This window comes from Giesbergeria sinuosa (assembly GCF_042652905.1).
Taxonomy (GTDB): Bacteria; Pseudomonadota; Gammaproteobacteria; order Burkholderiales; family Burkholderiaceae_C; genus Simplicispira; species Simplicispira sinuosa.
On record NZ_JBHSHJ010000020.1, the window covers coordinates 1 to 7,423 of the forward strand.

The following is a 7,423-nucleotide window of genomic DNA, read 5'->3' on the forward strand; positions in this document are numbered from 1 at the left end:
CTCAGTAGCGGTGGCTTTGACCGCAGCATCTTTGGAAGCATGCAGACGGTTGCTGAAACTTTAGAGATACATCTAACCTATCGCTCAAGCGGACAGCTTACAGCTGCCGCTTACCTTAGTTCGTTAGCAGTTAATAGCGAATTAATTAGAAATTAATAATATAAAGAAATAAATATGCTTTCCGAGGAATACTGTTTTTTATGGATAGATTGGTGGCCGATGTGTATGACAAGGACAGAGTGGGCTGGTTGGATGCAGGCTGTTGGGGCATTGCTTGGTTTGGGTGTTGCTATCTGGGTTTCTGGAAGCGCGGAGCGACTTGAAAGACGATCTGCTGTTATTCAGGCTAGAGCCTTCGCTAGAGAGTTGTTTGTAGGAATTAGTGGAATGCTTTACAGTGCAAAAAATAATGAAAGAGGAATGCTAATTATCAGCATCATTCTTATGAAAGAACTTATTGCATTAAATCAATCTATACAGTTAGGTCGTATGGATAAAGAGGCAATGAGTGCTTTTATAAATTTAAGGCTTTATGCTGCTGCAGTGTTAATCGTAGCAGAATTATATAGAGATGATCCAATTCCTGAAAAATTAATTGATTTTCAAAGAATGATGAATTACTACCACGAGCTTACTAAGGTAAATTTAGAATTACTGCACAAGAAGCATAACAGTGTTCCTGCTGAAAGCTTCAATGTAGAATCTACAATTGCTAATCTGTATTCAGCTGCAGATGCCGCGAGAGAATTCGTAAAAAAAGATGCCCCAATGAAGGTTTAGGTCGTATTTTGAGATGTAGTAAGCTGTCATCTTTGGCCTTTACAGATATATAAAGCATCCACTTTTGGTTCACATTGGGGCTGGTGCAGGTTCGCTTTTCGGGCTATGCTGCTGGCTTTGGGTAGCTGGTGTGTGGGCTTAGGTTCTAACTCGGCGCTCAAGCGGACAGCTTCCAGCTGCCGCTTACCTTGGTTCGTTAGATATCCAGGAGCACGACGTGGAATACGAAGAGAATTTTGAGAAAAGCTTTATGCGACGAACGCTCTCACTGATAAGTGAATACGAGGGTTCGCTAGATGCAACGCTTCTCGTAAATTGTCTTCTTGGTTTATTGGTACTGCCAAAGGAAACTTTCATAGCACAGCTTCCAGATGTAGATTTCGAATCGCTTGCAGATTGGGGAGTGGAGCCTACATCGATTAGGGAGGTAGGTCGGTGTAGTGACGGACACCAGCACAACCCGACTCTTAAACAATTAATCCGTCGTCTACGTAACGCAGTGGCACATTTCCGTGTCAAGCCAATACATCGAGACGAACAAGTACACGGCTTTACGTTTCGCGATCAAAATGGGTTTCATGCAAAACTTTCTCTGACAGAAATGAAGACTTTGGTCGTCAAATTAGCAACACATCTTGAGGCTCAAGCCTAACCAAGTATTCGAGGCGGACGGCTACGCCGCCGCTCAATTAATTCGTTAGATTTTTTGGAGAATTAAGTGAAAAGCGAATATTTAATAACATTTGACTCCAAAGATGATATCTGCACAAGCGTTGAAAAGTTTAAAAGCTTACTTGCTGCGCATACATCTATCTCTTTTGGAAAAAAAGAAAAGCTCAGTTATGGTGAAAGAGATTTCGCCTATAAACTCGCACAAGGAACGCTAACGGATTCTTCAATATATTACGATTTAACAATCGAAAGCACAGATGTTGCCGACCAAGAAGCATTCAAAGACATGCTCAAGGAAGTTCGGCGCATCTGCTCCAAGATAAGCGGAAGAAATATTATTGTGTTGCACGATGGAGTTGGAGAGTCCTACTGCCACATGGGTTATCCAATAATATATAAAACAGAAAATCTAATGCGGAAATTAATCGCCAAATTTATGGCAATCAGCATTGGATATGACTGGAGCGATGCATCAACACCGAAAGAGGTTCTTGATTCAGTACGGTCAGATAGTAAAAAGGAGAAGACAAATTTCCTCCATGAGGTTGACTTTATTCAGCTATCAAATTTTCTTTTCAAAAAATATTCAAAAGCAGACTCAAGTCGCTTCATTGACTCCTTAAAAGGAAGAAATGATGAGGATGTGATCAAGGTCGGAGACATCAAGCAATATCAACCTTTCACCAACTGGGAAAAATTCTTCGCCAGAAAAGTGGAATGCGACTCTGAATATCTAAAATCTAAATGGGAAAAGTTATACGACTATCGCTGCAAGATTGCACACTGCAAGGGCTTAACAAAAATAGAATATGATGACTTGGCCGCAATTAGCGACGACATTTGTGAGAAGATACAAGCAGCACTGGACGCGATTGGTGACGTGCACATTGAGGAGGCTGATCGTGAAGAACTGGCGGAGAATTTTAGCGGCACCGCAAGCAAGAGTGCTGCTGAATTTATTGCAAAATACAACAAACTAACGAGCCTGACACAGATGGCTTGCGAAATGTCATCAAATGAACAAGACATATATGGAAAGTATGACACAAACAAGACAAATATAAGAATGCAATCCAAATACCTATGGACTGCAAAGGGAATCATAGGCAAGGAAGTGTCGCATCAAATAAATAAAGCGCAAGACTTTAGAAACATTGTTGTGCACAAGGTTGGAATTATGGATATAAGTGATTCAGAAATCATCGAGGAAATGGCGGCGATCGATTCAATAATTGAAATTCTTTCATCACTCAAGCCAGAAGATTTAAAGAAACTTCAGGGGGTTGATCTGCGCAATAAACAAGGTGCAGAGGATCAAGCGCAAATCTAACTGGCCGCTCAAGCGGACAGCTTCCAGCTGCCGCTTACCTTAGTTCGTTAGCATTTTTCCCACGCCGGTGCTTATTCCAAGGCTGTCAAAATCCGAGTTTTTCTGTCGCTGGTGTTCAAAAGTAGTTTTTAATTTTGGCTTATCATTCAGTATTCTTTGGTTTCGTATAGGCGCTGGTCTAGGTTCGTTTTTCCGGCTATGCTGCTGGCCTTGGGTGGCTGGTGTGTGGGCTTGGGTTCTAACTCGGCGCTCAAGCGGACAGCCTCCAGCTGCCGCTTACCTTGGTTCGTTAGCATTTCGCCCATGCTAGTGCTTATTCTAAGGCCGTCAAAATCTGCTCTTTGTTGTTGTCAGTATTCAAAAGTAAATTCTGCTTTTGGCTTGCCGGGCAGTATTGTTTGGTTTCGTATTGGCACTGGTCTCGGTTCAATTTTCCGGTTATGCTGCTGGCTTTGGGTAGCAGGTGTGTGGGCGTTGGTTCTAACTTGGCGCTCAAGCGGACGGCTTCCAGCCGCCGCTTACCTTGGTTCGTTAGCATTTCGCCCATGCTGGTGCTTATTCCAAGGCTGTCAAAATCCGAGTTTTTCTGTCGCTGGCATTCAAAATTAGGTTTTGTTTTTGGCTTGCCGGGCAGTGTTCTTTGGTTTCGTAGTGGCGCTGGTGTAGGTTCGATTTTCCGGTTATGCTGCTGGCTTCGGGTGGCTGCTGTGTGGGCGTTGGTTCTAACTCGGCGCTCAAGCGGACGTCTTCCAGCCGCCGCTTACCTTGGTTCGTTAGCTACAAATGACTCTGCACCCCACAATTGAGAACAACCCATATGGCTTTCTTCGCGCGAAGTTCGATGCGAGGTATCGATTCAGAGGAAATTGGGATTGGTTTGCCTACGATGGCCCTGTGCTAGTGCACTATACAAATCTAAATGGCCTTGTTGGGATAGTAGAGTCTGGGGGCTTTTGGCTCTCTGACTTCCGTTTCTTGAACGACACGGAAGAGTATTTCAATGGCTGCCGTATGGCGAAGGAGGTAATTGCAAGAGTTGCTTCTCGATCACGTCACACCAAGTTTTCTAGAGTCCTGCATGATGCTGCCGACCTCCTGAGCAAGCAGCCCACCAAAACCTTCTTTGTTTGTTCGTTTTCAAATTCGCTTGATAGCCTAGAACAATGGCGTGGTTACGCCAGCGGCCATGATGGGATCGCAATTGTGTTTGAGAACAAGCCGCGTCTTCAGTCTAGTCACTTTACGATAATGCCTATTATGGTGCCGCAGAAAGTAATTTACGACGATAAGATTAAACGTAAGCTGTTGCTTCAAGGCATTGCTAAGCATTCAATGGAATTTCGAAAAGACTTGGCCTGTGGATGCTCAGTTCATGAGGATGACTGGGCAAGACATCTTGCTAGCGATCTAGCAATTGATTTCATGATTTTCAAGAACAAAGCATTTGCCGCAGAACAGGAAATACGTCTGGTAGTTACGGAAAGTCATCTAAGTCATTTCAAGGACGTAAAGCACAGGGTGAGTGGTGGGCGAATAGTTCCATATATCTGTAGTTCTGATTTGTATAACGAGAGCTTTGTAGCCCACAATGGTTCCAATCAGTTGCCTATTGCTGAAGTCAGAGTTGGGCCGATGGCGAATCAGTCGATCACCATTGACAGCGTGAAAGCATTTCTAGCAAACAAAGGGTATTTCGATGTACCAGTTATTTCATCAGATGTGCCATATCGTGGCTAACTAATCATTCCACCGGACCTGCGCGAAAAGTCGCGCAGGCCGATGAATTCAAACGTTAGCATTTCGCCCACCCTGGTGCTTATTCCAAGGCTACCAAAATCCGGGTTTTGCTGTCGCTGGCATTAAAAATTAGGTTTTACTTCTAGCTTGCTAGTCGGTATTCTTTGGTTTCGTATTGGCACTAGCGTTGGTTCATTTTTCTGGCTATGCTGCTGGCCTTAGGTGGCCGGTGTGTGGGCTTGGGTGCTAACTTGTCGCTCAAGCGGACAGCTTCCAGCTACCGCTTACCTTAGTTCGTTAGGCGTCAAACTAATGCGTCATCTGTGGGTCGAGCCAGAATTGAAGGCATTGTTGAAACTGATCAACATGCTGGAAATACAGCTATCCGATCTTAGCGATATGTGCGCGCAGGCTAGTGATGGGGACTCGTACGGGCTCTTCGACACCATGGAGCACATTGTTGGGTTGGCTATGGTGGCTGGCCAGACCTATATCGCCACCGCTTGTGGTGCCATAGGAGTTGAAAAAAGCAACGCGCTAAAAATGGGTCCCGCTCATTCGGCCGGAAGGACTAAAGTGGAAATAATAAACCACGCAGCCAACTACTGGAAACACAACAACGAGTGGAGCAATAGAGGTACAGATCGACGTCGGCAAGCAATAGAGGAGGCCTTTGATTCCGTTGGGTTCCCAGTTGGTACAGACTATCCGCTTTCTGGAATATTGACGGAATTATGCAATCCGTCCCACGCCTCTATCGAATTGGTTAGTGAAATTCTTCAGGAGTGGAAAGACGAAGTTATAAATGACGCCTAACCCATCATTCCACCGGACCGCCTCCGGCGGCCGGTGAATTCAAACGTTATACCTCACACCCCGAATCTTGGCTTTACTACCCAGAGTAGTGAATGGTAAAATAGGTAAAACATGGTACAAAGACAAATCGAATGATTGAAAAACACCCTATTTCCGAGGTATTTAGCACCAATGAGCATATTGTCATTGCAGAAAGCGATGCATTGGAGGCATTAAGAAAACTTCCTGAATCATCATTCAAACTGGCCGTTTCTTCACCACCATATAATATTGGGAAAGAGTACGAAAAACAAATTGAGCTGCAACATTATCTTGACTGGCAATCAGAAATTCTGAAGGAGCTTGCACGGGTCGTATCAGATGACGGAAGCATCGTTTGGCAAGTTGGTAACTTCATTGATGATGGAGAGGTTTTTCCGCTTGATATTTATTTCTACCCAATCGTCAAGTCTCTTGGCCTTCAACTAAGAAATAGAATTGTTTGGCACTTCGACCACGGGCTGCACGCAACCAAGAGATTTTCTGGTCGCTATGAGGTTCTGTTGTGGTTCACCAAATCGAAAGATTACACTTTTAATCTCGACTCTGTTCGAGTTCCATCGAAATATCCTGGAAAGCTACACTACAAGGGTGACAAAAAAGGGCAACCAAGCGGCAATCCGCTTGGTAAAAACCCATCTGATTATTGGAAAATAATTACTCAAGAGTGGGACAACGGGATAATTGAAATTCCAAATGTTAAATCCAATCACCCTGAGAAAACTTCGCATCCATGTCAGTTTCCAATTGAGCTAATTGAGCGGTGCGTCCTCGCTCTTACAAATGAGAATGATTGGGTTATCGATCCGTTTGGTGGCGTTGGCTCAAGCTTGATTGCAGCCATAAAAAATGGTCGTCGCGGAATGGTAATTGACCGGGACCCACAATATATTTCTATTGCAAAGAAAAGAATTTCTTTATTTCAAGATGGCATGCTAAAAATAAGACCTCTTGGAAAGCCAGTTCACAAACCAACTGGAAAAGAAAAAGTCGCGCAAATACCATCCCAGTGGCTCAATAAAAAACAGGAGAAATTGCTTTGAAAATCGTAGCTACATATGACTTTAATGGCGGAAGGTCGGCAGTGCAGCAGAAGTACGCAGCAGAATTCGCACAGATTCAATCTGTAATAAGTGCGATTGACGCAAGTCTCTACAAGACAAAAGAAAGTACAGAAAAAACCATGATGGGAAAAATGCTATTCTCGCCAATGGAATTAAATAAGGCATTCAAACGTGAGTTTGCTAAAACCGAGAACGGTAGCTGGTCAAATCACAAGGTGTTGTGTGATTACTCTTATGGAGAATATACGGAAGACTACATAAAATCGAAAAATACAAGAGGTCAACCGTTTAGAGATATGGATTTCGTAAAGCCCAATACAAAACTTGGTATTGAGGTTCAGTTTGGTAAGTATGCTTTTATGGTTTACAATGTCTGCGCCAAGATGACCATATTTAGCAAAATGGGTGTAATCGATACAGGCATAGAAATCGTACCTGTGAAAAACTTTGCTGATGAAATGAGTACGGGGGTTTCGTATTTTGAACAGTTCGCTTGGGATTTGGAACACAGGGGTACTTCAAACATAGATGTTCCTGTACTGATACTTGGAATTGATGCTTGAAATTAAAAGGCATAACAATTCGCTCAAGCCGACCCGTAGGGCGGCTTAGCTGACTTCGTTAGCATTGGCCCACGGCAGTGCCTATTCCAAGCTCGTCAAAATCTGTTTTTTGTTACCGCTGGTGTTTTCAAAGTAGGCTTTGCCTTTGGTTTTTTGGCCCGGTGTTCCTGGTTTCATGGCGGCACTGGTGCAGGCTCATTTTTCCGGCTATGCTGCTGGTTTTGGGTGGCTGGTGTGTGGGCTTAGGTTCTAACTCGGCGCTCAAGCGGACAACTTCCAGTTGCCGCTTACCTTGGTTCGTTAGACCTTACAAAAAGAGACCTCATGTCATTACAGGGAAAAACAGACGATGAAATCCGCGCGATGCATGATGCGCTGATTCAAAAAGTCAAGGATTTAGGTGGAAGTGCTGGCAACAATAA

The 7,423-nt window shown here is 43.9% G+C and carries 8 protein-coding genes; 7 read left to right on the forward strand and 1 reads right to left on the reverse strand.

Translation table 11 applies throughout. The annotated features are described in order from the left end of the window. Positions 1-174 precede the first annotated feature (174 nt). The 3 genes from ACFO6X_RS15655 (at position 175) to ACFO6X_RS15665 (ending at position 2,782) form a co-directional block, all read left to right on the forward strand. A complete protein-coding gene (locus ACFO6X_RS15655; RefSeq protein WP_382434902.1) occupies positions 175-780 on the forward strand; it encodes a hypothetical protein in 606 nt (201 codons plus the stop codon). A 217-nt stretch (positions 781-997) separates the two neighbouring features. Beyond that, complete coding sequence (locus ACFO6X_RS15660) at positions 998-1,432, forward strand: HEPN family nuclease (protein ID WP_382434904.1); 435 nt, start codon at positions 998-1,000, stop codon at positions 1,430-1,432. 66 nt (positions 1,433-1,498) lie between these two features. After that, complete coding sequence (locus ACFO6X_RS15665; RefSeq protein WP_382434906.1) at positions 1,499-2,782, forward strand: hypothetical protein; 1,284 nt, start codon at positions 1,499-1,501, stop codon at positions 2,780-2,782. A 313-nt stretch (positions 2,783-3,095) separates the two neighbouring features. Here ACFO6X_RS15665 and ACFO6X_RS15670 read toward each other — a convergent pair whose 3' ends face one another. After that, complete coding sequence (locus ACFO6X_RS15670) at positions 3,096-3,329, reverse strand: hypothetical protein (protein WP_382434908.1); 234 nt, start codon at positions 3,327-3,329, stop codon at positions 3,096-3,098. A 236-nt stretch (positions 3,330-3,565) separates the two neighbouring features. Here ACFO6X_RS15670 and ACFO6X_RS15675 point away from each other — a divergent pair, with 236 nt between their 5' ends. The 4 genes from ACFO6X_RS15675 to ACFO6X_RS15690 all read left to right on the forward strand — a co-directional run bounded on the left by ACFO6X_RS15675 (position 3,566) and on the right by ACFO6X_RS15690 (position 7,001). Further along, positions 3,566-4,519 carry a DUF2971 domain-containing protein gene (locus tag ACFO6X_RS15675; RefSeq protein WP_382434910.1) on the forward strand — a complete coding sequence of 318 codons (954 nt, stop codon included), beginning with the start codon at positions 3,566-3,568 and terminating at the stop codon, positions 4,517-4,519. 312 nt (positions 4,520-4,831) lie between these two features. Continuing rightward, a complete protein-coding gene (locus ACFO6X_RS15680) occupies positions 4,832-5,335 on the forward strand; it encodes a hypothetical protein (protein ID WP_382434913.1) in 504 nt (167 codons plus the stop codon). A 131-nt stretch (positions 5,336-5,466) separates the two neighbouring features. Next, on the forward strand, positions 5,467-6,417 hold the full coding sequence (locus ACFO6X_RS15685) for a DNA-methyltransferase (RefSeq protein WP_382434918.1): 951 nt from the start codon (positions 5,467-5,469) through the stop codon (positions 6,415-6,417). Next, positions 6,414-7,001, forward strand: a complete 588-nt coding sequence (locus ACFO6X_RS15690) for a BglII/BstYI family type II restriction endonuclease (RefSeq protein ID WP_382434919.1) — start codon at positions 6,414-6,416, stop codon at positions 6,999-7,001. The genes ACFO6X_RS15685 and ACFO6X_RS15690 overlap by 4 nt, the downstream gene beginning before the upstream one ends. The last annotated feature ends 422 nt before the right edge of the window (positions 7,002-7,423 follow it).